A 24,740-nucleotide genomic window follows, 5' to 3' on the forward strand; every position below is an offset into this window, starting at 1 on the left:
CTTGATCAATGCGGCGAATGCTCATTTGCGCGTGATACTGACACGCGGGATAGTTAAAAAATCTGTTTTAAATAGACAGTAAATTGGTTGTCGTCATAGTCCCGATAACCATTTTTGTCAGTGACATCACCGTTAAGGTAGCTGGCAATCACACCGATAGTGGTCGCTTTGGATGGCATGTAATCCAACCCTAAAGACAACAGGTAACTGCTGGTATCAGTGACACTTTTTTTATCTGCAATATTGCTAGTGACTTTACCTAAACCGGCTCGGTCATAGAGATACTGCACTTTCACTTGGTACTGATCAAAAGGCAAAGCCGCACTCAACATATAGCTATTGCCATCAAGATTTTCATATTTGTCTGATTTAGCGTGTTGAACCAGTGCGCCCCAATGAATACCCGCTAACTTAACACCACCCACCACACGATATGCGTCTAACTGATTTAAACCATCAGCATAGGCCAATGCCACATAATAGTTATCTTTCTTAAGATGACTGTCGCCTAAAGTAGCACTCAGGGCATAGTTACCTGAACTGTTATCGACATTGTCAGCGAATTGATAACTGGCACCGAATTGAATCCCTGATAATTTCGGAGAATAATAAGTAACAGAATCACCAAGACGATCATTTCCAGAAATCAACTTGGCCATATCTGCAGATGTAATATTAAACTGATCTACTTTACCTTCTGTTTTCTTAAACACGGTATCATTACGACCAAAAACCATTGAGCCATAATTACCAGCAACACCAATATAGGTATTTCTCGCAGTAAATAGTTCTGATGTTTCGTAGTAACCTTCGGTTCCGGCTTCAGCAACATAAATAAGTTTCAAACTATCATTTAATTTTTCTTCCCCTTTCAAACCGATGAAAGAGGCAAAATTCTCAAGCTGGGTGCCATTCTCTTTGCGATTGGCAAGTAATCCATTATCTGAGTATGTTAACCCAAGCCATGCACGACCGTAAAACTGAGTTTCGTTCGCAAATGCATGAGAAACAGGGAAAGCGGCGGTAATAAGACTGACTGCCAGAATTGTTTTTTTCATTGAAAAATATTCCTGTGGTAACTATAAAAATCGCTGCAAAGAATAGATAAAATAGTCAATAAAAGAATTACAACCCGATCACAATTAACTAGATCTAAAACCATCTTAAGAATTTAAAAAACAGCATTAAAAAATATTTAAAGCTTGAGTTAATTTTTTCTTAAACCAACTTAAATAATAAATAAACAAAAAATAAAGCAGATCTAATTCAACTTTTTAATCATGAATAACCTGCACCATATACTAAGTTTTATCTATACAAGAAAAAGGGAACATCATGAAATTTGCAGTGTTAAGTGGTTTGATCCTAATGTGTCTAGCCGGTATCGGCAATGCAGAAGCTAAAGCTAATGATTTAGCCTCGTTTCACAAAGACAAAGGTGATGGTTGTAAAACTTGTCATCAAACGCCAGGGAAAGTTGCCGATGACAGTGAAAACTATATTAATGGGCAATGCCTGAGCTGTCATGGTGACTATTCAGCGCTGAAAAATCCAAAATTAAAGATCGATCCACATAATTCGCACTTGGGCGACATCCATTGTACGAGCTGCCATAAGGGCCATGAGCAGTCAAAAGTTTACTGTAATGAATGTCACTCTTTCGATCTTAAAATTCCATTTAATGATGCCAAGAAAAAAGAAGCTTGGGATGCAAAATGGGATCAGGAAAAAATTCAGCAAGCTATCGCTAAAGGCCCTATCGAGAGCACAGATGTTGTTGTTATCGGTGCAGGCAGTGCCGGCTATAACGCCGCAATTGCGGCAAAACAAGCTGGTGCCAAAGTCATTCTCGTAGAAAAAGCGCCGTTCAGTGGCGGTAACTCTATGTTGGCTGCGGGTGGTATGAACGCCGTTGGAACACCACAACAAAAAGCCCACCACGTAGAAGACAAAGTGGAATGGTTTGTGGAAGACACAATGAAGGGCGGCCGCTATGCCAATGACCCTAAATTAGTGGAAATTCTTGCTGAACAATCAGCCGCAGGGGTGAAATGGCTAGAGTCTTTAGGCGTCAACATGGATGACCTGAAGCGCTCTGGTGGTGCTCGCGTTGACCGTACGCATCGACCTGCAGATGGTCGTAGTGCAGGTCCGACTATCGTCCAGGCACTGCGCAAAGCAGCAGACAAATATGGCGTAGAAACCCGCCTGAACTCCCGTGCAGAAAAACTGGTACTTAACGACGACCACCAGATTGTTGGGGTAGTGGTACACGGGAAACACAGTGGTTATTACATGCTGAGTGCTAAGTCAGTCGTATTAACTACCGGCGGCTATGGCTATAACAAACAGATGATAGCCTTCTACCGTCCAACCTTTAAAGACATGACCAGTTCCAACAACATTACCGCTACTGGTGATGGTATCAATATGGCCAAAGAGATTGGTGCCAGCATGACAGATATTGACTGGATCCAGGCTCACCCAACTATCGGAATGGACAGCCGTATTCTGATTTCAGAAACAGTACGCGGTGTTGGTGCCATTATGGTCAACGCTGAAGGTAAACGTTTTGTTAGTGAATTGACCACTCGTGACCGTGCGTCTGATGCCATTCTGAAGCAACCAGGGAAATTTGCTTGGTTGGTATTTGATAATCAACTGTATAAAAAAGCCAAAATGGTGCGCGGCTATGACCACTTACAGATGCTTAAAAAAGCAGACACCATTGCAGACTTGGCTAAGCTAACCAAAATGGACGCCAAACTGTTAGCTGGTACCATTTCTGACTACAACGAATATCAGAAAACCGGCGACGATAAAGCCTTCCACCGTGAAGACATGCCATTAAACCTGACACAACCTCCCTACTATGCAGTAAAGGTTGCCCCTGGTATCCACCACACTATGGGCGGTGTTGCCATTGACACCAAAGCCGAAGTACTCGATCTGCAGAGCTGGCCAATCAAAGGTCTTTATGCAGCCGGAGAAGTAACTGGCGGTGTACATGGATACAACCGTCTGGGTGGTAACGCCATCGCTGACACCGTGGTATTTGGCAAAATTGCCGGTGAAAACGCTGCCGAAAACGCATTGAAGAAATAGAAATAACGTCCCTAAGGCACTTAGGTGCCTACCCCCGCGGTCCGCTCCGGCGGACCGCACCTTTTAATAACAAAGGATGACACTATGAAAGGTATTTTTTATCGTTTAGGGCCGGTGTTATTGGCCGCGATATTAAGTTTGGGTAGTTATGCTGCTGAAGCCGCTGTAAAACTCAAAGTTATCACTTCTGGAGGATTTGCTGGCACTCTCACCGCCATGGAGCCGCAACTGGAAAAAGATACCGGGCTGGACATCGATATCTCTTATGGCTCATCGTCAGGTGGTGCGGTGGACTCGATTCCTGAGCGACTCAAGCGCGGCGAACAGTTTGATGTACTGATCCTGTCTCGTAGTTCACTGGATAAACTGACCAATAAAGACTTCGTCAGTAAAGATACTCGCACAGACTTAGTGCGCTCACGCATTGGCATGTGTGTGAAAAAAGGGGCCAAAAAACCGGATATCAGTACGCCAGAAAACTTCATTAAGGTGCTGCATGAAGCCAAAACTATTGGCTATTCCGCCAGTGCCAGCGGTACTTATTTGTCGACTAAACTGTGGCCGGAGATGGGCCTGTGGCAAATGATCGAACCGAAAAGTACCCGGGTATTAAGTAAACGCGTTGCCAGTTTAGTCGCTGATGGACAACTGGAAATCGGGTTCCAACAAATCAGCGAAATATTACCCATTCAAGGGGCTGAATTGGTTGGTCCTATCCCTAGCAAATATCAAAAAGTAACTACTTTTTCTGCCGGAGTAACCAAGAGCAGCCTGCATCCGCAAGAAGCCGCAGCGTTAATCCACTATCTTGCCTCAGATACCCCATACGTGATTACCAGTATTCGTCAGGCAGGACTTGATCCAGTCGCCGCTGAATAAGTTAACGCCACAACACTAAAATGGCGGCCAAGGCAATCAACAACAGGCCGCCAATATCTTTAACTCTTACTTTTTCCCTCAGCCAGAAGTAAGAGATAAACATCATGAAAAACACTTCCACCTGTCCAAGCGTCTTCACATAAGGCACCGCCGTTAACGACATAGCGCTGAACCAGCCAAGCGACCCCATAAAACTACTGATGCTGGTAGCGACGGTCAGCTTAGGACGCTGCCAAAGCGCTTGTAAGGTATTGCGATCCGTCAACCACAACCAAAGCAGTAACAGCAACGTTTGCGTCAGGATCACCAGCAATAACACCCAGGCCGCACGATGGGGAAAAGGCAAGCCCAACACCAGACTAGCTTCACGCACCCACAAGGAGGTCAGCGCCAAGCCGCTGCCACACGCTATCCCCAGCAACACCGTGGACCAAGACATGCTGCGCCAACTATCACCGACACTCAGCAGGAATACCGCCAGCGCCCCGATAAAGACACCGACCCATCCCAATAAACTTAGATGTGTGCCAAAGATGAATGTCCCAAGGATCGCTGCCACCAACGCTTCACTTTTTGCCAGACCAGCCCCCACGGCAAAGTTTTTCAGCTTAAACAGCTTTACCATTAATGCGGTAGCAAGGATCTGCATCAAGGCCGCGCCTAAAATATACAATCCACCTAAACCCCATAGTTGCGGCCACGGAGCAGGTTGCCACAGATACAGTAGCCCCAAATAAAGCGCTGCCAACGGACTGGCATACAGAAACCTCGCTAATGTCACCCCGGCAATTTTAACATCCCGACTCAGTCGACTTTGAAAAGCATTGCGCCATGCCTGCATAAAAGCAGCCATCAGGGTAAACAGAATCCACATGATTTGATCCAGACGAGAATTTGAAAAAAGACACAAAAATGCCCAGCAACTACCGGGCATTTGAGCATATTACAGGTCACTGCGGCTTACGGTCACTTGCTGGTATCCAACACCGGAAAAGCTTTCACTAAATCATCAACCGCTTTCATCTGGCTTAGATAGGCTTCCAGCAGATGCAACGGCAGCGCACAGGGGCCATCGCACTTGGCATTGTCGGGATCAGGATGCGCCTCAATAAACAACCCCGCAAGCCCTAACGCCATCCCGCTGCGCGCCAATTCTGTGGCTTGGGCACGGCGACCTCCAGCGGAGTCTGCGCGGCCACCTGGGCGCTGCAGTGCATGGGTGGCATCAAATATAACCGGGTAACCACTCTGCTTCATCTCATCCATACCCAGCATGTCCACCACAAGATTGTTGTAGCCAAAGCAACTGCCACGTTCACACAGTATGATCTCATCATTGCCAGCTTCATTGAATTTTTTGATGATGTGGCGCATTTCATGGGGCGCGAGGAATTGCGGTTTTTTCACGTTAATAATGGCCCCGGTCTTGGCCATGGCTACCACTAAATCCGTTTGCCGAGCCAAAAACGCTGGCAACTGGATGATATCAACCACTTCGGCCACTGGCGCACATTGATATGGCTCATGCACATCGGTGATCAACGGCAAGTTAAAGGTGTCTTTGATCTCCTGAAAGATCTTCAACCCTTCTTCCATACCAGGTCCCCGATAGGAGTTGATAGAGGAGCGATTTGCCTTGTCGAACGAGGCCTTGAATACATAAGGGATACCGAGTTTCTGAGTCACTTCGGCGTAGGTTTCTGCAATTCGTAGCGCCAGATCTCGCGATTCCAGCACGTTCATGCCACCAAATAGCACAAATGGCTTGTCGTTAGCGATCTCAATATTGCCGAGCTTGATGTTTTTCATGGTCATCACCGCATCTCTCTCAATGGCTGCCCTGCAGCACATGAATATTCATAAAAAAATTCTTTACCAACTCGCTACCACTTGTAACAGCTGACCACAGAGCCAAGCCATGTAAGTCCCTAGCGCGTAACCGAATACCGCCAACAACACGCCTACCGGTGCCAGCGCTGGATGAAACGCGGCAGCTACCACCGGTGCTGATGCCGCGCCCCCAACATTGGCCTGACTACCTACCGCCATATAAAACAGCGGCGCACGGATAAGTTTCGCCACCAGCAGCATTAATCCCGCATGGACAATCATCCAGATAATGCCAAGCAAAAAATACTCTGGCGTATCCATTATTTTAGTGACATCCATATGCAGGCCAATGGTTGCCACGAGCACATACAAAAATGCAGAGCCCACTTTGGAAGCGCCCGCGGCCTCATAATGCCGTAATGGCGTAAAAGACAAGGCCAGTCCTATGGTAGTAACAATGACTACCAGCCAGAAAAATGACGAAGTCAGGCTGTATTTTTCCGTCCACGGATAGTGTTCACTGAAGAAAGGTGCTAGCCAGTCAGCACACATATGCGCAATCCCGGTGACGCCAAAGCCGATGGCCACTATCAGCATGAGATCTCGCAGACTGGGGATCCGAGCATTCTCCGCATGGTACGTTTCCACTTTGTGGCGCAGGGCATCAATTGCACGGGTATCAGCACCGGTTTTAGCATCAATGGTTTTGGCATTAGCCGCCAGAAAAAGCAACACGGCCATCCAGATATTGGCGACGATCACATCCACCGTCACCATTACCGAAAAGATGTTACCACCAACTTCGTAGACTTCTTTCATCGCTGCCTGATTGGCACCACCGCCAATCCAGCTCCCGGCCAAGGTAGTCATACCGCGCCATACAGCGTCTGGCCCATGGCCTCCTGTTAATGATGGATCAACAAGCGACATCAGCAACAGCGCTACTGGACCGCCAATCACAATGCCGAAAGTGCCCGTCAGAAACATCACCAACGCCTTGGGACCGAGACTAAGAATGGCTTTCAGATCTACACTGAGAATAAGCAGCACCAGACAGGCAGGTAACAGATAACGGGAAGCGACGAAATAGAGTTTAGAGCTATGGCCATCGATAATGCCAAAAGTGTTCAGCAGCGACGGCAAAAAATAGCAGAGCAGCAGCGCCGGAACAAAACGGTAAAACTTTTGCCAGAATGGATGTTCACTGCTGTTCGTGTAAAACACAAATCCCAGTATGGCGGCCAAAATTCCCAGCGCCGTTGCGTCGTTGGTAACCAGAGCGGTCGTCATAAGGCAGAGGCTCTCCCTAAATAGTGATTATGTTCCGTGTAGATAACATAGTGTAATTGGCGTAACCGCTGTTGAATATCAGTGAAATACCTGAGTTTCTTCACCGAGTTCCTGTAACTGCATTTTCACCAGTTCGACTATCGGATCATGCGGATTGTTATCGATAAAATACTGCAGATCAGCCGTTGCCACCTGAATGGCGCCCAACTGCTGCGCAATAAAAGCACGTTCACGGTGCAGATTTAGATCATCTGGATACCAGTCGAGGAGCAGATTACAACATTCCAGTGCCGACTCAAATCTGTGCTCAACAATGCAACCGGCTTTAAGTTCATGCAGCAGTCGAGTTAACACCTGTTTGACAGAGGCAGGTTTGAGATAGCTATCCTTCATAGCAGCCCAGTTGCCTAGTTCACCGCGTACCAGCGCATGCAACTGTTTCCGATTAAGGCGGTTACCGGTCAATGGGTCAATGTAATGGAGTTCTCCCGCTAACTGGCAGGACATTACCGTGGTTCCCGGCAACAAGATCAGCGCGGTTTTCAGATCCAGCTCTCGCCCAAGCAACATAAGTGCCGTCGCAAGCGTAGTGCTGTTGCCTTGTCGGCTTTGCAGACAACGCCCCAAATCTGCGGCATCACGGGAGAAATATTCCGCTTTTTCACAGAAACGCAGATCCTGATAAAACCATTTCAATAACGCCGCAAAACGCTGTTCTTCATCAAACAGATAATGGCTCAACACCGCGCCCGAAAGCTCATACCAAGCCCACTGTACCTGTTTGAGGTCACTGAACCCCAGATACTGACACATTTCAAATGCGGTTTCCGGCAGGGAAAGCGCTTTGTCGTCTGAAGGAAATCTTTGCATTACCCTAAAAATACCGCTTGTTTGATGTAAGCCACTTTAGCCGCAAATACCAGCCAACCGATAGCACCGAGGAAAGCAAAGATGCGGAATAACATGCCGCGGGAGCTTTTCATGGCAGCAATGGCCAACACAATATATGCGACGACTGCCGCCAGCTTCTCGGTCATCCAGGTGTCGACAAATGGATATTGCTTGATCATAAAGCACAGGGTTACGCCGGAGAGCAGCAGCAAGGTATCAATCACATGCGGAGCAATCCTTAATAACTTTTTATCCATCCATGCAGATTGCCCGAGGCTTAACACGAAGCGCACACTGAGAAAGGTGACACTCAGGCCAATCATCAGCAAGTGAAAGTACTTAATTCCCGAGTAAACACTGTAAAAATTATCCATTTGTAAACCGCCGATGCGAAAAGAAGGCGTCAGTTTACCCTATGGTTCTCCCACGTCCAAACGATTGTCCGTTCGCGGGTTCCACAGTGAAGTAGATGGTGGCTAAGTCGCCGATTTTCAAGTGGAGGAACGATTACCCCGGCCAAAAACCTAAGGTACAACGCTCATTGGAGCCAAAATCCCGAACCGTCGCCACCTGCAGATATCCTAGTTCATTGAGTTTTTCGCGCAGCCGCCGACCTTGGGTAAAACCATGTTCCAGTAACAGATAACCACCTGGCAGCAAAAATTCACGGGCATGCTCGGCAATATGAAACAAAGCGGCAAACCCTTGCTGACCTGCTGTTAATGCACTGCGAGGCTCAAAACGCACATCGCCCTGTGCCAGATGTTCATCATTTTCTTCAATGTAGGGAGGATTGGACGCTATCAGTTGAAATTTACGCCCCGCAAGCTCAGAGAACCAGTCGCTTTTAAGGATCTCAACCTGAGGCAAAGCCAGGTTCTTACGATTAGCCTTGGCCAGTTCTACTGCGGCACCAACATTATCTACCGCGCACACTTGCCATTGTGGACGTTCATGGGCCAATGCCAGTGCGATAGCCCCTGTACCCGTCCCAAGGTCTAAGACTGCCGCGTTTTCCGCTAGCGGCAGATTTAACGCGGTTTCTACCAGGATTTCAGTGTCAGGTCGCGGAATTAAGGTAGACTCGTTGACAATAAATGGCAGAGACCAGAATTCGCGCTCACCCACAATATGTGCTACCGGCACACCTTGCGCGCGGCGCGCCACCATCTGTTGCAATTGCTTATGTTGTTCGTCAGTTAATTGCCGTTCAGGCCAGGCATAGATAAAACTACGATTCTTTCCGAGGCAGTGTAACAACAATACTTCAGCATCCACGTGAGCAGATTCTGACGTTGCGGACAATACAGAGGAAGCCCATTGCAGGGCTTCTGCGATTGTAGTTCTGGTCACGACATCAGTCCTTATTCTTCGGAGAGTGCGGCCAACTGATCGGCTTGATATTCCTGAAGTAACGGGTCAATCAGTTGATCCAGATCGCCTTCCATGACTTCATTCAGACGGTATAACGTCAGGTTAATTCGATGTTCACTGACACGCCCTTGAGGAAAATTATAGGTGCGGATCCGCTCGGAGCGATCACCGCTGCCGACCAATGAGCGACGAGTCGACGCTTCCTCACTGGCGCGTTTTTCATCTTCTCTCGCCTGCAGACGTGCAGCCAGCACACTCATGGCCCGCGCCTTGTTTTTGTGCTGCGAACGCTCATCCTGACATTCCACCACCAAACCTGTTGGTAAGTGAGTGATACGAATGGCAGAATCAGTTTTATTGACGTGCTGACCACCGGCCCCGGAAGATCGGAAAGTGTCAATACGCAGTTCGGCAGGATTAATTTCTACCGCTTGTGCTTCTGGCACTTCGTGCATCACGGCTACCGTGCAGGCGGAGGTATGCACGCGGCCCTGTGACTCGGTTTCCGGTACCCGTTGTACGCGATGCCCCCCCGATTCAAACTTCAAGCGACCATACACGCCATCACCGCTGACTCTAGCAATTACTTCTTTAAAGCCACCATGCTCGCCCTCGCTGGCACTGACGACTTCCACCTGCCAACGCCGGGCTTCGGCGTAGCGGCTGTACATACGGAACAGATCCCCAGCAAACAGTGCGGCTTCATCACCGCCAGTACCGGCACGAACTTCCAAGAAAGCGTTGGTATCATCGTTAGGATCTTTGGGGAGCAGCAGGATCTGCAATTCCCCTTCCAGCTGTTCCAAGCGGGCTTTGGCCGCTTTCAGCTCGTCCTGCGCCATTTCGCGCATATCAGGGTCGTCTTCCTGCAGCATCTCCTCGGCGGTATGCAGATCCGCCAATGCCTGCTGGAAGTGACGGAATCCTTTCACCACATCTTCTAATTGGGAATACTCACGGGACAGGGTACGAAATCGATCCTGATCGCTGATGACATCTGCTTCACTGAGCAGTGCCTGTACTTCTTCATAACGCTCCTGTAAGCCTTCCAGCTTACGGATAACGGAATCCTTCATTCAGTTGCTAACCTTAGTCTTTATCTAAACCGAGCGCGGTTCTTAACTGACCAAGTGCATTGAGATCGCCGTGACGACTGGCGACAGTTAGCGCCTGTGTCGGTGCATGAATAAGTCGATTAGTGAGGCGGTTAGCCAGTTCGCGCATTACCTCTTCGGCATCCGCGCCCTGCCCTAACCTGTTGATAGCTCTCTCTAACAGCTCATCCTTAATATCCATGCAGTGGGTACGGTACTCTCGAATGCTGTCAACGGACTCTAGCGAGCGCACCCACTCCATAAACTGCAGTGATTGCTCTTCGGCGATAAGTTCCGCTTGCTCGGCGGCCTCACGTCGAGAGGCCATATTCTGTTCCACTATGCTTTGCAGATCGTCAACCGTGTACAGATAAGCCGCATCCAGATCGGCGACTTCTGCTTCAATATCACGGGGAACCGCAATATCAACCAGTAACATAGGTTGATGGCGGCGCTGCTTCAGCGCTTTTTCCACCATGCCTTTACCCAGTATAGGTAACGGGCTGGCGGTAGAGGATATCACGATATCGGCTTTAGGGAGAAAATCTGGGATCTGTTCCAAGGTGATCGCTTGGGCACCAAACTCTTCACACATGGCTTCGGCACGCGACAAAGTGCGGTTTGCCACCACCATACTGGCAACACCATTTTCCTTGAGATGGCGGGCCACCAGTTCAATGGTTTCACCGGCCCCAATAAGCAAGGCTTTGGTGGTCGCCAGCGATGAGAAAATATGTTTTGCCATGCTCACTGCGGCAAATGCGACCGACACAGCGGCAGTGCCAATTTCCGTTTCGGTGCGCACTTTCTTGGCGACAGAGAAGGTGTTCTGGAACAGACGATCCATGGTCATGGCCACGGTACCAGACTCTTTGGCTTTGACAAATGCCTGTTTCACCTGTCCAAGGATTTGCGGTTCACCTAACACCAGTGAATCTAGACCAGATGCCACCCGCATGAGATGCTGAACGGCTTTCTGGCCTTGAAATTCATAAAGACACGGTGCCACTTCGTCGTGGCTCAGAGAATGATACTGCTCCAGCCAGGAAACCACCCGCGCCACATCCTGAGTGTTACAGTACAGCTCAGTGCGGTTACACGTGGACACTATCACCGCTTCACCAGAAGCCGTCTCTTGGGCGAGGCTTCTCATGGCTTCATGGATCTTGTCCGGGGCAAAGGCTACTTTTTCACGCAGGTCGACAGTGGCAGTTTTGTGGTTAATACCAATTGCTACAAGGCTCATCTGACTCGTTCTGGACTCTTGGCGTCTTGTTAAGATGCGGCCATTCTACTGAATTGCCCCAGCTAAAAACAGAATACGCTTAACAAAACCGAATAAAGGTTTATTAGTGAATAAAGGGTTAATTTTATCAGGCAATTAACCTTGATGACGCGGCAAGCCGCGCTATAACAGCGATTGCTGATAAAAAGGTCATCACGCACAGGTTGTGTCTGACCGCTAAGCCCCCGTATCATAGGCCATCATTTATGGTCGATGAGTGGCGAATATTTTGACCAACATCACAAATTGCACATACTACCGCCCGACAATACAAGTGTTGCTGTGGATTATCATGACCATTTTCGTGAGCGGCTGCAGTAGTTTGGCGGACAAAAACTGGGTGGCGACACAAGTCACTAGCCCGGCGGCTGCAAGTGCTTGGGAATTGCAGGGAAAGCTAGCGGTAAAATCGTCCAAGGAAAGTTTTAGTACTAACTTATACTGGCTACACACGCCCGATAACGATGAGCTAAAGCTGACCACTATGCTGGGAACCAGCGTACTGACACTTAGCAGCCGTGAGGGGTACGCCAAACTGGAAGTCGATGGTAATAGCTATGAGGGGGACGATCCGCAGGCGTTGTTAAACCGGCTCGGGCACTGGCAATTTCCATTAACACAACTGCCACAGTGGATTCTGGGAATTGTCAGTGATGACTATCAGGTCAGTCGCGATGTTAATGGACGCCCGCTGCAACTCACCGATGCCAGTGTTTTGCCACCTTGGCGCATTCAATATCAGGGCTGGCAGCCGCAAAGCGGTACCACGGTGCCACGTCTGCTACGGTTAGATCGTGGCAATTTACAGTTAAAAATCCAATTGAATCAATGGCAGGCACTGACCAACGTGCAAGTGCCCATGGACAATCAGCGTTTATGACCCAAACACTTTCCTTAGGCTGGCCGGCACCAGCCAAACTCAACCTGTTTCTGCATATCAACGGGCGTCGAGCTGACGGTTATCACGAGTTACAAACGTTATTTCAATTCTTAGAACATGGCGATCTGCTGGATTTTAAGATCACTACCGGTAGCAAAATCTCGCTGCACTCCAACCTCCCGAGCAGTATTGCTGATGCCGACAATTTGATAGTCAAAGCGGCAAATTTGCTCCAACAACAAACTGGAACCCATCTTGGCGCTGAAATCTGGTTGGATAAAAAACTGCCGATGGGCGGTGGTGTTGGCGGCGGTTCATCCGATGCGGCCACCACATTAGTGGCACTCAATTCACTGTGGCAAACGGGGCTCGACAATCAGCAGTTGGCGGCCCTAGGGCTCAAGCTGGGGGCTGATGTTCCTATCTTCATCCACGGCCATGCTGCGTTTGCTGAAGGTGTTGGCGAAAAACTTCAAGCCGTTGATATTCCGGAACACTGGTATCTAGTAATAGCCCCCGATGTCCATGTTTCGACGGCAGAAATTTTTCAGCATCCTGATTTGCCAAGAGATACGCCAAAGGTTTCGCTGACAGAACTATTGTCCGCAAATTGGAAAAATGACTGTCAAACACTGGTGTGTAACGCCTTTCCTCAAGTTGCCAAGGCGTTGGCGTGGCTGCTAGAATATGCCCCGTCAAGAATGACCGGAACAGGCGCCTGTGTGTTCGGGGAATTCAAAACGCAGCAACAAGCGCTGGAGTGTCTGGCACAAATGCCAACGACATTCCACGGATTTGTGGCAAAAGGAACAAATATTTCGCCGTTACAGCGCCGTCTGACGCGGTGCTGAACAGTTTCTTCAGGGGCACAGCTTGTCACTTGTCCCTCCAGATCACAATAATGCAAACGCCCGAGGTTCATTAAAGTGCCCGACATAAAGCTCTTTGCTGGGAACGCTACCCCCAGTCTTGCTAAAAAGATAGCAGACCGTCTGTTTTGTAAACTAGGAGACGCCACGGTAGGCCGTTTCAGCGATGGAGAAATCAGTGTCCAGATCAACGAAAACGTTCGTGGTGCTGACGTCTTTATCATTCAATCCACCTGTGCGCCAACCAATGACAACCTGATGGAACTGGTTGTGATGGTCGATGCCCTGCGTCGTGCCTCTGCTGGCCGTATTACCGCTGTGGTTCCCTATTTTGGTTATGCCCGTCAGGATCGCCGTGTCCGTAGCGCCCGTGTACCAATTACTGCCAAAGTCGTGGCCGACTTTCTGTCAAGTGTTGGTGTAGACCGCGTACTGACCTGTGACCTACATGCGGAACAGATCCAGGGATTCTTTGACGTGCCAGTAGATAACGTTTTCGGTAGTCCAGTGCTGTTGGAAGACATGCTGGAGAAAAAACTGGAAACCCCTGTTGTGGTATCCCCAGATATCGGCGGTGTGGTACGTGCCCGTGCTATTGCGAAGTTGCTGGACGATACCGACCTAGCGATTATTGATAAACGTCGTCCGCAGGCAAACGTTGCCCAAGTGATGCATATTATTGGTGACGTACAGGGGCGTGACTGCATTATCGTTGACGATATGATTGATACTGGCGGCACGCTATGTAAAGCCGCTGAAGCGTTGAAAGAACACGGTGCCAACCGCGTCTTTGCTTATGCTACACACCCAGTATTCTCTGGTGCCGCGCTGCAAAACATCACCAATTCCGTGATCGATGAAGTGATAGTGACAGATACCATCCCGTTGCGCCCGGAAATTGCTGCCAGTGGTAAAGTCAAACAACTCACCATGTCTGGCATACTGGCGGAAGCCATTCGCCGCGTTAGCAATGAAGAATCTATCTCTGCAATGTTTCACCAGTAATTGCGCAGTGATAATAGAAACGCACCTAAGGGTGCGTTTTTTTATGGCTAGCGTCCAGATACTTCAAACAAAGACAGCAAAAAGCCCGTCTTATGGGACGGGCTTCATTGTATTGGCTGGGGTACTAGGATTCGAACCTAGGTATGCCGGAATCAGAATCCGGTGCCTTACCGCTTGGCGATACCCCAAAAATCGTTACATGAATATGGCTGGGGTACCAGGATTCGAACCTGGGGATGCCGGGATCAAAACCCGGTGCCTTACCGCTTGGCGATACCCCAAAAGTCAGCTTTACGGCTGAAGGCCTGATATTTCACTGCAGGCATACAGTGCAACATGGTGGCTATGGCGGGACTTGAACCTGCGACCCCAGCATTATGAGTGCTGTGCTCTAACCAGCTGAGCTACATAGCCATATTGGCTGGGGTACTAGGATTCGAACCTAGGTATGCCGGAATCAGAATCCGGTGCCTTACCGCTTGGCGATACCCCAAGATAACACTATGAAAAAATGGCTGGGGTACCAGGATTCGAACCTGGGAATGCCGGGATCAAAACCCGGTGCCTTACCGCTTGGCGATACCCCACCTGCAAGTTATCTCTATGGCTGCTTTCCTATAACAGGAAAGATGGTACGGGAGGAGAGACTTGAACTCTCACACCTTGCGGCACCAGAACCTAAATCTGGCGTGTCTACCAATTTCACCACTCCCGCATTTATCTCTTTTAACATCCGAGAAGGATGGTGGCTATGGCGGGACTTGAACCTGCGACCCCAGCATTATGAGTGCTGTGCTCTAACCAGCTGAGCTACATAGCCACGATAACTTGACGCCCCTCTGCCGAGAGGACGGGGCGTATTATGCTTATTCAGGTATTACAGGTCAACAGCTTTTTCGGGCTGAAGCCCGGCACTCCCGCCATTCGCTTAGAATCTCACCAAACTGCACATCAGATATGCAAATCGCGACAATTTATTGCGTTTTTACGCACCTTAAACGTTGAACAGGAAATGCATGACATCCCCGTCCTGGACGATATAAGTCTTGCCTTCCACCCGCAGCTTACCGGCTTCTTTTGCGCCATTCTCGCCTTTAAACTGCACAAAGTCGTCATAAGAAACCACTTGAGCACGGATAAAGCCACGTTCAAAATCAGTATGGATTTTACCTGCTGCCTGCGGTGCAGAAGCTCCCACTGGAATGGTCCAAGCGCGCACTTCTTTCACCCCAGCGGTAAAATAGGTTTGCAGATCCAGCAGCTCATAACCGGCGCGGATCACCCGATCAAGACCGGGTTCTTCTAGCCCCATATCGGCCATAAATTCCTGACGATCAGTATCTTCCATTTCCGCCAGTTCAGATTCAATAGCAGCGCAAACCGGCACCACCACCGCCCGTTCTTTCTCGGCAATAGCGCGCACCACCTCCAGATGGGGGTTGTTTTCAAAACCATCTTCAGCAACGTTGGCGATATACATGGTAGGCTTTAACGTCAGGAAGTTCAGATAAGCCACCGCTTCTAACTCTTCTTTTGAGAGATCGAGAGTTCGCAGCATGTGGCCTTCATCCAATACCGGCTTGAGCTTTTCCAGCACTTCCACTTCAAACTTGGCGTCTTTATCGCCGCCTTTCGCGCGTTTCTGCTGCCGCAGTATCGCCCGTTCACAGCTATCCAGATCCGCCAGCGCCAGTTCCGTGTTGATCACTTCGATGTCATGGGCCGGATTCACCTTGTTGGCAACGTGCACAATGTTGTCATTTTCAAAACAACGCACAACATGACCAATAGCATCGGTTTCGCGAATATTGGCCAAAAATTTATTACCCAGTCCTTCACCTTTTGACGCTCCGGCGACTAGACCGGCAATATCCACAAATTCCATGGTGGTTGGCAGTACGCGCTCTGGGTGCACTATGTCTGCCAGCACTTGCAGCCGTGCGTCTGGTACCGGCACAACACCGGTATTGGGCTCAATAGTACAAAAAGGGAAATTTGCCGCTTCAATACCAGCTTTAGTTAATGCATTGAACAGTGTCGATTTACCGACATTGGGCAAACCAACGATGCCACATTTAAAACCCATGATAGTTACCTTATCTCACTGTAATTTCCGGTATTGCTACACCGGACAGCTACTGGTGTGCCAGCAGCCTGATGTCATTGATTCGTTATTCAGCCTTGAACGCATGCAGGCGGTTCATGGCTTTGGTCATATCTTCAGCGTATAGAATATCGGTGGCCCGTAGGGCTTCGTCAATGGCGGCATCAATACGTTGTTGCTCTGCCTGAGGCGCTTTCCCAAGTACGTAACCACTGACCTTATTCTTATCGCCCGGATGGCCGATGCCGATACGCAACCGGTAGAAATTTTTATCGTTTCCCAAGCTGGCGATAATATCTTTAAGACCATTATGACCGCCATGACCACCACCGAGCTTAAACTTTGCCACTCCTGGCGGCATATCCAGTTCGTCATGTGCCACTAGGATCTCATCTGGCGCAATGCGAAAAAAACTCGCCAGCGCTCCCACCGCTTTACCACTGAGGTTCATGAAAGTAGTGGGCACTAACAGACGTACATCACGGCCTTTCACTGTAATACGGGCGGTAAGTCCGAAATATTTACTTTCTGGCATCAAGCTAGCGCCGTAATTACCCGCTAGTTGTGCCACATACCAAGCACCGGCATTATGCCGTGTCTGGGCATATTCCGCACCTGGATTACCCAGCCCGACAATCAGTTTTATTGTGGTCATCTTTTCTGTTTTTCTCACTTACCTATCGCGGAAAATAACAATGCCGCGACCAAAAACGCGGCATTTTAACACTGCAAATACGCTGGCAACAAATAATCAGGACAAACCAAGAGCGTATCTGAGTACCTGCTGTTTCACCGGCGTATTGATATCCGCCAGTTTTAGTCCAAGATTGCGCACCAGTTTCAGCGGCAGGATATCATTACTGAAACCGGCATAGAACAGATCCATCCCCGTCATCATCAGTTGGTTATCGTACCAACGCCGCCGCTGGTAGCGTGCCAGCACTGCATTATCCCACCACTGGACAGGGTTATCACTCAACGCCGATGCGACCTCTTCCAGTAGCGTATCCACGTCTTTAAAGCCGAGATTAACCCCTTGTCCCGCCAATGGGTTGATGGTGTGAGCCGCATCCCCCAACAGCACTAGGTTGTCACGATAATACTGTTTAGCATGGCGTCTAGTTAACGGAAAGCTACCACGTTCCAGCACTTCAAAATCACGGTTGAGTCGCTCCGGGAAATGACTGTCAATGGCTTGCTTCAGTTGCTTAGGTGACAACTGCATCAGCCCTTTGATCATCTTTGCATCGTCATACCACACGAGGGAAGCATGATGTCCCGGCAGTGGCAGCAAAGAACGCGGGCCACGCGGGGTAAACTGTTGCCAGGTAATATCCTGTTCATCGTCGGCGGTGGCGATATTGATTAACATACAGGACTGACTGTAATCCCAACCCGCCACGCCAATCCCCGCCCACTGGCGGACTAATGAATTGGCACCATCGGCGCCGACCAGCAGATGGCTATCCAATACTAGGCCGTTATCCAGACTCACTTCGATACCACTGCAACTGCGCACCATGCGCGTAACCTGCGCCGGACAGCAAACCGTCAGCTTGTCATAGCGCTCAAACTGCTGCCATAAGGCTAACTGCACAAGGCGATTTTCCACGATGTGCCCAAGATGCGACAATTTCAGCTGTTCAGCATGAAAGCGGGTGATACAGCCATCCATTTCCCAGGTTTCCAAGCCGCGATAAGCCACCTGCCGCATCTGTAGCAAACCTTCCAGCGCCCCTAACCGCGCCAGCAGATTCTCCGATGCCAGTGATACCGCCGATACTCGGACATCTAGCGCTTGTTCTGGGTCATACGCCTCTGGGGCACAGGCTTCCACCACGGCCACCCGCAAACCAAGTTGAGCCAGTCCCACAGCTGCGGCGGCGCCCACCATACCACCACCGATAATGACAATATCCTGCTGTTGATGTTGTTTTGTCACTGTTGCATTCCTGCTGTTGTCGTTCTATTTGCTGCGGCCACCGGATTTAGTAACGCCGACCGTTCCCCGAAAGTGAAATAATTCGCAACCCAATTCCAACCTCCTGATTCGCACTAAGTGTCCTATCTATAACACCTGCACAGTGCGGTACAGGTTCATCACAACCTAGGAGAAGAATATGGCAATCACATCCTTTGGCCGCTTTGCTGCCACCGCACTTATCGCTGTCGGAGCATTGTTCCCGTTGCAAAGCAAGGCTGAAAAACTGCCGGAAAAGCTAGAAGTGATTACTGTAACCTACATAGGTTCAGTCAATTATGCCTTATATCAACAATTCGCGGAAACCATGAGCGAATTACATTTTGCTCTGGTGGCAGATATTTATGACACGGCCAAAAGTGATAATCAGCAGATGGTACAGCGCTTTATGGCGAGCCATCCACCATTACTGACCCAACATGCAGCAACAATAGAAACAACCGGTTATGCCGCAACTCAGCACAGGGGAGCTAGGTAATGCCATTTTGCTACTGGCAAACGTTGGCAAGCGACGACAACTGTAGGTAAAATGGCGCGCTATTTTCCTTGATGTACGTGAGAGCGGCGCAAAACTGATGAGCAAGAAACTCCATATCAAAACCTGGGGCTGTCAGATGAATGAGTATGACTCAGCCAAGATGGCCGACCTGTTGAACGAATTTCAGGGCTATACCCTGACAGACGAAGCAGAAGATGCCGATGTGCTGCTGCTCAATACCTGTTCAATTCGTGAAAAGGCACAGGAAAAGGTGTTCCATCAGTTGGGTCGCTGGAAAGGTCTCAAAGATAAAAATCCGGACTTGATTATCGGTGTGGGTGGCTGTGTTGCGTCGCAAGAAGGCAAAGCCATCAAAGATCGGGCGCCCTGTGTTGATATCGTGTTTGGCCCGCAAACCTTGCATCGTTTGCCAGAGATGATCAACCAAGTACATAGTGGCAGTCATGCCGTTATTGATGTCAGCTTCCCGGAAATCGAAAAATTTGACCGATTGCCAGAGCCTCGTGCCGAAGGCCCCACAGCCTTTGTCTCTATCATGGAAGGTTGCAGCAAATACTGTTCTTTCTGTGTGGTACCTTATACCCGCGGTGAAGAAGTCAGCCGGCCAATGGACGATGTTATTCTGGAAGTGGCGCAACTGGCACAGCAAGGAGTGCGTGAAGTTAACTTGCTTGGGCAAAACGTCAACGCCTATCGCGGCGCAAAATTTGATGGTGACATCTGCACCTTTGCTGAACTGCTGCGCTACGTTGCGGCGATTGATGGCATAGATCGTATCCGCTTCACCACCAGCCATCCCATTGAATTCACCCAGGACATCATCGATGTCTATGCCGACACGCCAGAGCTGGTGAGCTTCCTGCATCTACCGGTACAATCAGGTTCTGACCGTATTCTGACCTTAATGAAGCGCGGTCATATGGCGCTTGAATACAAGTCGATTATCCGCCGTCTGCGTAAAGCTCGGCCAGATATCCAGATCAGCTCCGACTTTATTGTCGGTTTTCCCGGTGAAACCGCCGCAGATTTTGAAGACACAATGAAGCTGATTGAGGAAGTGAATTTCGACCATAGCTTCAGTTTTATTTACAGCGCGCGTCCCGGCACGCCGGCGGCTGACTTGCCGGACGATGTGGATCTGGAAGAGAAAAAACAACGGCTGGCACGACTGCAAGACACCATTACGCATCAAGCGATGCGCTACAGCCGCCAGATGTTAGGCACGGTGCAACGCATTTTGGTGGAAGGGCCATCGGTGAAAAATCCGATGGAACTGCGTGGCCGCACTGAAAACAACCGCGTGGTTAACTTTGAAGGTCAACCCCAACACATTGGTACGTTTGTCGATGTGGAGATCACCGATGTTTATCCTAACTCACTGCGCGGTAAGTTCATTCGTGGTGAAGATCAGATGGATCTGCGGCGCAATCTGCGGCCAGTGGATATTTTGGCCAAACACCAAAGTGCCGATGAACTTGGGGTAAAACGCTACCAACCCTAGTGATGACAAAAAGGCGGCCACGGTCGCCTTTTAGCTTGCTGACCAATGACATTTTTCTCATGGCATTTCGTCAGTGAGGCTCGTAAACTGAGCAGTGTAGCGTAATCTATTATCGGAGTTTTATTTGTCCCATAAATTAACCGCCATGGATCTGTATATGGAGCCCGCGGATAGTCGCCGACTGGCGTCCCTGTGCGGCCCATTTGATGACAATATCAAACAGCTCGAACGTCGTATTGGTGTCGAGATCAGTTACCGCAACAACCATTTTAAGATTGTCGGCCAGCCTCAGGGTTGCCTGACCGCCAGCAATTTGTTGCGCACATTATATGTAGAAACCGCACCACTCAAAGGCAGCACGCCGGATCTGGAACCGGAAAAAGTGCACATTGCCATTCAGGAAGCTATCTCCGTAGAAGCTGACCATGACAGTGAACAACCTCAAGAGCATTTTATTAAAACCCGTAAGGGTGTGATTAAACCGCGTAATCCTAACCAGAGTCAGTATGTGGTTAACATCGTTCGCCACGATATCACTTTTGGTATTGGCCCGGCGGGTACTGGCAAAACCTATCTGGCGGTCGCCGCAGCGGTAGATGCACTGGAACGGCAAGAAGTGCGGCGTATTCTGTTGACCCGACCAGCGGTAGAAGCCGGTGAAAAACTCGGATTTCTGCCGGGGGATCTGAGTCAGAAAGTCGACCCTTACTTGCGACCTTTATATGACGCATTATTTGAGATGCTGGGCTTTGAAAAAGTCGAACGCCTGATAGAACGCAGCGTGATTGAAATTGCCCCGCTGGCCTACATGCGTGGCCGGACTTTGAATGATGCCTTTATCATCCTCGATGAAAGCCAGAACACCACTGTGGAACAGATGAAAATGTTCCTGACCCGTATTGGCTTTAATTCCAAAGCGGTGATTACCGGTGACATCACCCAGATTGACTTGCCGCGCCATGTTAAATCGGGCTTGCGTCATGCCATTGAAGTGCTCGGCGATGTCGATGAAATTAGCTTTAACTTTTTCCAGTCAAAAGATGTGGTGCGTCATCCGGTCGTGGCGAGGATTGTGGAGGCATATGAGTCTTATGAACAACGCCAACAGGCCGCCAGTGCCCGTCACGATAGTCAGTATAAACTGACCGAACCTTCTGATATTACGGAATCCTCCGAACATGAGTCTTGAGCTGACACTAGATCTACAGATTGCCTCTGAATCCACGCAATTGCCGACAGAGGCCGAATTTTTACGTTGGGCAACCACAGCCCTGGACGGCCGCTTAGATGAAGCCGAAATGACGATTCGACTGGTCGATGAAGCCGAAAGTCATCAGCTGAATTTGGATTACCGTGGTAAAGACAAGCCCACTAACGTGCTATCTTTTCCATTTGAAGCACCTCCCGGCATTGAGTTGCCACTGATCGGGGATCTTGTTATTTGTGCCCCGGTCGTTGAGAATGAAGCACAGGAACAACACAAACCATTAGAGGCTCACTGGGCTCATATGGTTGTGCATGGATGCCTGCATCTGCTAGGTTATGATCATATCGATGACGCCGAAGCTGAAGAAATGGAAGCCATTGAGACAGAACTCATTGAAAGCCTAGGTTTTTCTGACCCTTACAAGGAGCAATAAAAGTTCGTCTTCCACGAACTGTGACACCACTATGAGTGATGATATCCCCCCGAGTACTAACGCCCACAAGAAGGGCTGGTTTGATCGTGTCAGCCAGTTGTTCATGGGCGAACCCCAGAATCGCGACGAATTGGTAGAAGTCATTCAGGACGCGGAACAACGCGACCTGATTACCGAAGATACCCGCGAGATGATCAAGGGTGTTTTGGAAGTCTCTGATCTTCGAGTTCGGGACATTATGATCCCCCGCTCGCAGATTGTTGCCATTCAATTTAACGATTCTGTCGAAGAGGTACTCCACACCGTTATTTCGTCAGCCCACTCCCGCTTCCCTGTCGTCAATGAAGACAAAGATCACATCGAAGGCATTTTGCTGGCAAAAGACCTGATTAAATACGGTTTTAATAACAGTGATGAACCCTTCACCCTGGAACAAGTGATCCGTCCGGCGGTTGTTGTCCCCGAAAGTAAACGGGTCGATGTGCTGCTGAAGGAGTTCCGTAGTCAACGTTACCATATGGCGATTGTGGTTGATGAATATGGGGGTGTTTCTGGACTCGTCACCATTGAAGATATTCTGGAAGAGATCGTTGGCGAGATTGAAGACGAATTTGACCATGATGCAGCCGAGGAACCGGATATTCGCAAAGTAGGCAGCAAAGTCTATATGGTCAAGGCGCTGACCCACATCGAAGATTTCAATGAAAATTTTAACACTCACTTCAGTGATGAAGAGTTCGACACCGTTGGCGGGCTGGTGAGTCATGCCTTTGGTCATCTGCCGGAACGCAATGAAAAAATCACCATTGAAGGGATTGAATTTAAAGTGATCAGTGCCGATACTCGGCGCTTACTACAGTTACGCATTAAACTGCCTGACGACAATAACAACTCTGAAGAAAACAACCCATAGTGATCTCATCTGCCAGCCGTATCCGGCAATCTCCCTGGGCCAATGCCGTGCTCGCGTTTTTTGCTGGTGCGGCCACCAGCCTTTCCTTTGCCCCATATGACCTGTGGCCAATCTATCCATTAGCGTTGGCGTTGGTACTGTGGTTAAGTGACAGCGCATCGCCTAAACGTGCCTTTTATCTGTGGCTGAGTTTTGGCTTTGGCAGCTTTGCCTTCGGCATCAGTTGGGTACACGTCAGTATTTACCAGTATGGAGGTTTGCCTTTACCGGTCTCCATGTTGCTGATGGCGCTGCTGGCACTGTATCTAGCGTTGTACCCAGCACTTGCTGGCGCATTATGGGTGAAGCTGGCACTACGCCGTGCTAGGCACTGGAATGCGCTGGCATTGTTTCCGGCCCTCTGGATACTGACCGAGTGGCTGCGCGGCTGGGTGCTAACCGGATTTCCCTGGTTATGGGCTGGCTACAGTCAAAATAGTGGTCCGCTGAAGCCGTTAGCGGCCTATATCGGCACACTCGGGATCAGCTTGCTGCTGGCAATGCTCGCTGGCAGCTTGGTTTTATTATTGCGCAGACGCTGGATAAGTCTGCCGATGCTCATCGCGCTGATGGCTCTGGCGGTGTGGCAAGCGCCCCATCATAACGGCATTGAGCGTACCGGCAACACGGTCAGTGTTGCGCTGGTACAAGGCAATATCCCCCAGAGTATGAAATGGGATCCCAATGCTTTGTGGCCCACCTTACTGAAATATATGGATTTGTCGCGACCACATTTTGATAGCGATATTATTATCTGGCCCGAAGCTGCCATTCCAGCACCAGAATCTATGGTCGAACCGTTTCTGGACAACGCCAATAAAGTCGCCAATCTCAACAACACGGCAATTGTCTCGGGGATTGTCAGCCTTGATCAAACGGACTTTTATAACTCATTGATTGTGCTTGGCAATGCCCATCACCATCAACAAACGGCCGGGGATTATCAGGTTAATGGTACTAATCAGTACCGCAAACATCATCTATTACCCATAGGTGAATTCGTCCCGTTTGAAGCCTTGTTACGACCTCTAGCACCGTTATTCAATTTGCCAATGTCTTCCTTCAGTCGCGGGGCCTACGTGCAACCAAACATCCAAGCGGGAGGGTTCCGTTTGGCCCCAGCGATCTGCTATGAAATTGCCTTTCCCGAACAGCTAAGAGATAACGTGACCGCGGATACTCAGTTACTGCTGACGGTCTCCAATGATGCCTGGTTTGGTGCATCCAACGGGCCATTGCAGCATATGGAAATTGCGCAGATGCGCTCGGCTGAGTTGGGGCGCCCTTTGCTGCGGGATACTAACAACGGTGTCACGGCGGTTGTTGACGAATATGGCAATATCACCGCCAGATTACCGCAGTTCCAGGAAGGAGTGCTGACTGCTAACGTGGATTTAGTCAGCGGTGTCACCCCGTTCGCTAAATGGGGGCAATGGCCAGTATTGATATTGAGCCTATCGCTGTTACTGTTACACTTGATATACCATGTTAACAAGAAATATAAATAAATTCAGTGAATTGAAAAATTCAAAATATTAATTAAATCTGAATTTCATAAGTG

General features: G+C 49.3%; 23 protein-coding genes and 7 tRNA genes. 11 read left to right on the top strand and 19 right to left on the bottom strand.

Annotation, left to right across the window (positions count from 1 at the left end; genetic code table 11):
• Positions 1–53: 53 nt before the first annotated feature.
• Positions 54–1,058: a porin gene (locus tag J3L11_RS02410; RefSeq protein ID WP_207569895.1), complete on the bottom strand. Its 1,005-nt coding sequence runs from the start codon at positions 1,056–1,058 to the stop codon at positions 54–56.
• 277 nt (positions 1,059–1,335) lie between these two features.
• Between J3L11_RS02410 and J3L11_RS02415 the strand changes: the two genes are divergently transcribed.
• Positions 1,336–3,105, top strand: a complete 1,770-nt coding sequence (locus J3L11_RS02415; RefSeq protein ID WP_207569896.1) for a flavocytochrome c — start codon at positions 1,336–1,338, stop codon at positions 3,103–3,105.
• Positions 3,106–3,189: 84 nt separating this feature from the next.
• Positions 3,190–3,984 carry a substrate-binding domain-containing protein gene (locus J3L11_RS02420; protein ID WP_207569897.1) on the top strand — a complete coding sequence of 265 codons (795 nt, stop codon included), beginning with the start codon at positions 3,190–3,192 and terminating at the stop codon, positions 3,982–3,984.
• A 1-nt stretch (position 3,985) separates the two neighbouring features.
• Here J3L11_RS02420 and J3L11_RS02425 read toward each other — a convergent pair whose 3' ends face one another.
• The 8 genes from J3L11_RS02425 to hemA all read right to left on the bottom strand — a co-directional run bounded on the left by J3L11_RS02425 (position 3,986) and on the right by hemA (position 11,709).
• Positions 3,986–4,858 carry an EamA family transporter gene (locus tag J3L11_RS02425; protein WP_189618099.1) on the bottom strand — a complete coding sequence of 291 codons (873 nt, stop codon included), beginning with the start codon at positions 4,856–4,858 and terminating at the stop codon, positions 3,986–3,988.
• 92 nt (positions 4,859–4,950) lie between these two features.
• Positions 4,951–5,799, bottom strand: coding sequence for a 3-deoxy-8-phosphooctulonate synthase (gene kdsA, locus J3L11_RS02430; RefSeq protein ID WP_133039595.1), 849 nt, complete (start codon positions 5,797–5,799; stop codon positions 4,951–4,953).
• A 57-nt stretch (positions 5,800–5,856) separates the two neighbouring features.
• Positions 5,857–7,104, bottom strand: coding sequence for a DUF819 family protein (locus J3L11_RS02435; protein WP_207569898.1), 1,248 nt, complete (start codon positions 7,102–7,104; stop codon positions 5,857–5,859).
• 78 nt (positions 7,105–7,182) lie between these two features.
• A complete protein-coding gene (locus tag J3L11_RS02440) occupies positions 7,183–7,974 on the bottom strand; it encodes a tetratricopeptide repeat protein (RefSeq protein ID WP_189618097.1) in 792 nt (263 codons plus the stop codon).
• A complete protein-coding gene (locus J3L11_RS02445; RefSeq protein ID WP_189618096.1) occupies positions 7,974–8,369 on the bottom strand; it encodes a SirB2 family protein in 396 nt (131 codons plus the stop codon). Before J3L11_RS02445 ends, J3L11_RS02440 begins: the two co-directional genes overlap by 1 nt.
• Positions 8,370–8,502: 133 nt before the next feature.
• Complete coding sequence (prmC, locus tag J3L11_RS02450) at positions 8,503–9,348, bottom strand: peptide chain release factor N(5)-glutamine methyltransferase (RefSeq protein WP_189618095.1); 846 nt, start codon at positions 9,346–9,348, stop codon at positions 8,503–8,505.
• 11 nt (positions 9,349–9,359) lie between these two features.
• A complete protein-coding gene (gene prfA / locus J3L11_RS02455; RefSeq protein ID WP_133039536.1) occupies positions 9,360–10,445 on the bottom strand; it encodes a peptide chain release factor 1 in 1,086 nt (361 codons plus the stop codon).
• A gap of 13 nt (positions 10,446–10,458) precedes the next feature.
• A complete protein-coding gene (gene hemA / locus J3L11_RS02460; protein WP_133039537.1) occupies positions 10,459–11,709 on the bottom strand; it encodes a glutamyl-tRNA reductase in 1,251 nt (416 codons plus the stop codon).
• 331 nt (positions 11,710–12,040) lie between these two features.
• On the opposite strand from hemA, the gene lolB reads away from it, so the two are divergent.
• The 3 genes from lolB (at position 12,041) to J3L11_RS02475 (ending at position 14,502) form a co-directional block, all read left to right on the top strand.
• Complete coding sequence (lolB, locus tag J3L11_RS02465; protein ID WP_207569899.1) at positions 12,041–12,628, top strand: lipoprotein insertase outer membrane protein LolB; 588 nt, start codon at positions 12,041–12,043, stop codon at positions 12,626–12,628.
• Positions 12,625–13,479 (top strand): 4-(cytidine 5'-diphospho)-2-C-methyl-D-erythritol kinase, encoded by an 855-nt coding sequence (gene ispE / locus J3L11_RS02470; protein ID WP_207569900.1) that lies wholly within the window; start codon positions 12,625–12,627, stop codon positions 13,477–13,479. The genes lolB and ispE overlap by 4 nt, the downstream gene beginning before the upstream one ends.
• Before the next feature lie 75 nt (positions 13,480–13,554).
• Entirely contained in the window at positions 13,555–14,502 is a 948-nt protein-coding gene (locus J3L11_RS02475) for a ribose-phosphate pyrophosphokinase (protein WP_133039539.1), read from the top strand.
• A 113-nt stretch (positions 14,503–14,615) separates the two neighbouring features.
• On the opposite strand, the gene J3L11_RS02480 is transcribed toward J3L11_RS02475, so the two are convergent.
• The 10 genes from J3L11_RS02480 to J3L11_RS02525 form a co-directional block, all read right to left on the bottom strand.
• Positions 14,616–14,690: transfer RNA gene (locus J3L11_RS02480), tRNA-Gln, on the bottom strand.
• Positions 14,691–14,708: 18 nt separating this feature from the next.
• A tRNA-Gln gene (locus J3L11_RS02485) sits at positions 14,709–14,783 on the bottom strand.
• A gap of 56 nt (positions 14,784–14,839) precedes the next feature.
• Positions 14,840–14,916, bottom strand: a tRNA-Met gene (locus J3L11_RS02490).
• A 4-nt stretch (positions 14,917–14,920) separates the two neighbouring features.
• Positions 14,921–14,995, bottom strand: a tRNA-Gln gene (locus J3L11_RS02495).
• 19 nt (positions 14,996–15,014) lie between these two features.
• Positions 15,015–15,089, bottom strand: a tRNA-Gln gene (locus tag J3L11_RS02500).
• Between the two features lie 43 nt (positions 15,090–15,132).
• Positions 15,133–15,217: transfer RNA gene (locus J3L11_RS02505), tRNA-Leu, on the bottom strand.
• A gap of 28 nt (positions 15,218–15,245) precedes the next feature.
• Positions 15,246–15,322: transfer RNA gene (locus tag J3L11_RS02510), tRNA-Met, on the bottom strand.
• 174 nt (positions 15,323–15,496) lie between these two features.
• A complete protein-coding gene (gene ychF, locus J3L11_RS02515) occupies positions 15,497–16,588 on the bottom strand; it encodes a redox-regulated ATPase YchF (protein WP_207569901.1) in 1,092 nt (363 codons plus the stop codon).
• 85 nt (positions 16,589–16,673) lie between these two features.
• A complete protein-coding gene (gene pth / locus J3L11_RS02520) occupies positions 16,674–17,261 on the bottom strand; it encodes an aminoacyl-tRNA hydrolase (RefSeq protein WP_133039541.1) in 588 nt (195 codons plus the stop codon).
• A 96-nt stretch (positions 17,262–17,357) separates the two neighbouring features.
• Positions 17,358–18,548, bottom strand: a complete 1,191-nt coding sequence (locus J3L11_RS02525) for an FAD-dependent monooxygenase (protein WP_279388873.1) — start codon at positions 18,546–18,548, stop codon at positions 17,358–17,360.
• Between the two features lie 178 nt (positions 18,549–18,726).
• Here J3L11_RS02525 and J3L11_RS02530 point away from each other — a divergent pair, with 178 nt between their 5' ends.
• The 6 genes from J3L11_RS02530 to lnt all read left to right on the top strand — a co-directional run bounded on the left by J3L11_RS02530 (position 18,727) and on the right by lnt (position 24,687).
• Positions 18,727–19,065, top strand: a complete 339-nt coding sequence (locus tag J3L11_RS02530) for a hypothetical protein (protein ID WP_189618093.1) — start codon at positions 18,727–18,729, stop codon at positions 19,063–19,065.
• Between the two features lie 97 nt (positions 19,066–19,162).
• Positions 19,163–20,587: a tRNA (N6-isopentenyl adenosine(37)-C2)-methylthiotransferase MiaB gene (miaB, locus tag J3L11_RS02535; RefSeq protein ID WP_207569902.1), complete on the top strand. Its 1,425-nt coding sequence runs from the start codon at positions 19,163–19,165 to the stop codon at positions 20,585–20,587.
• A gap of 124 nt (positions 20,588–20,711) precedes the next feature.
• Positions 20,712–21,776, top strand: coding sequence for a PhoH family protein (locus tag J3L11_RS02540; protein ID WP_207569903.1), 1,065 nt, complete (start codon positions 20,712–20,714; stop codon positions 21,774–21,776).
• Entirely contained in the window at positions 21,766–22,227 is a 462-nt protein-coding gene (ybeY, locus tag J3L11_RS02545; protein ID WP_133039545.1) for an rRNA maturation RNase YbeY, read from the top strand. The genes J3L11_RS02540 and ybeY overlap by 11 nt, the downstream gene beginning before the upstream one ends.
• Before the next feature lie 31 nt (positions 22,228–22,258).
• Positions 22,259–23,140 (top strand): CNNM family magnesium/cobalt transport protein CorC, encoded by an 882-nt coding sequence (gene corC, locus J3L11_RS02550; RefSeq protein WP_189618091.1) that lies wholly within the window; start codon positions 22,259–22,261, stop codon positions 23,138–23,140.
• A complete protein-coding gene (lnt, locus tag J3L11_RS02555) occupies positions 23,140–24,687 on the top strand; it encodes an apolipoprotein N-acyltransferase (protein WP_207569904.1) in 1,548 nt (515 codons plus the stop codon). The genes corC and lnt overlap by 1 nt, the downstream gene beginning before the upstream one ends.
• Positions 24,688–24,740 lie beyond the last annotated feature (53 nt).

The sequence above is a fragment of the Shewanella sp. 4t3-1-2LB genome (genome assembly GCF_017368415.1).
Lineage (GTDB): Bacteria > Pseudomonadota > Gammaproteobacteria > Enterobacterales > Shewanellaceae > Shewanella > Shewanella fodinae.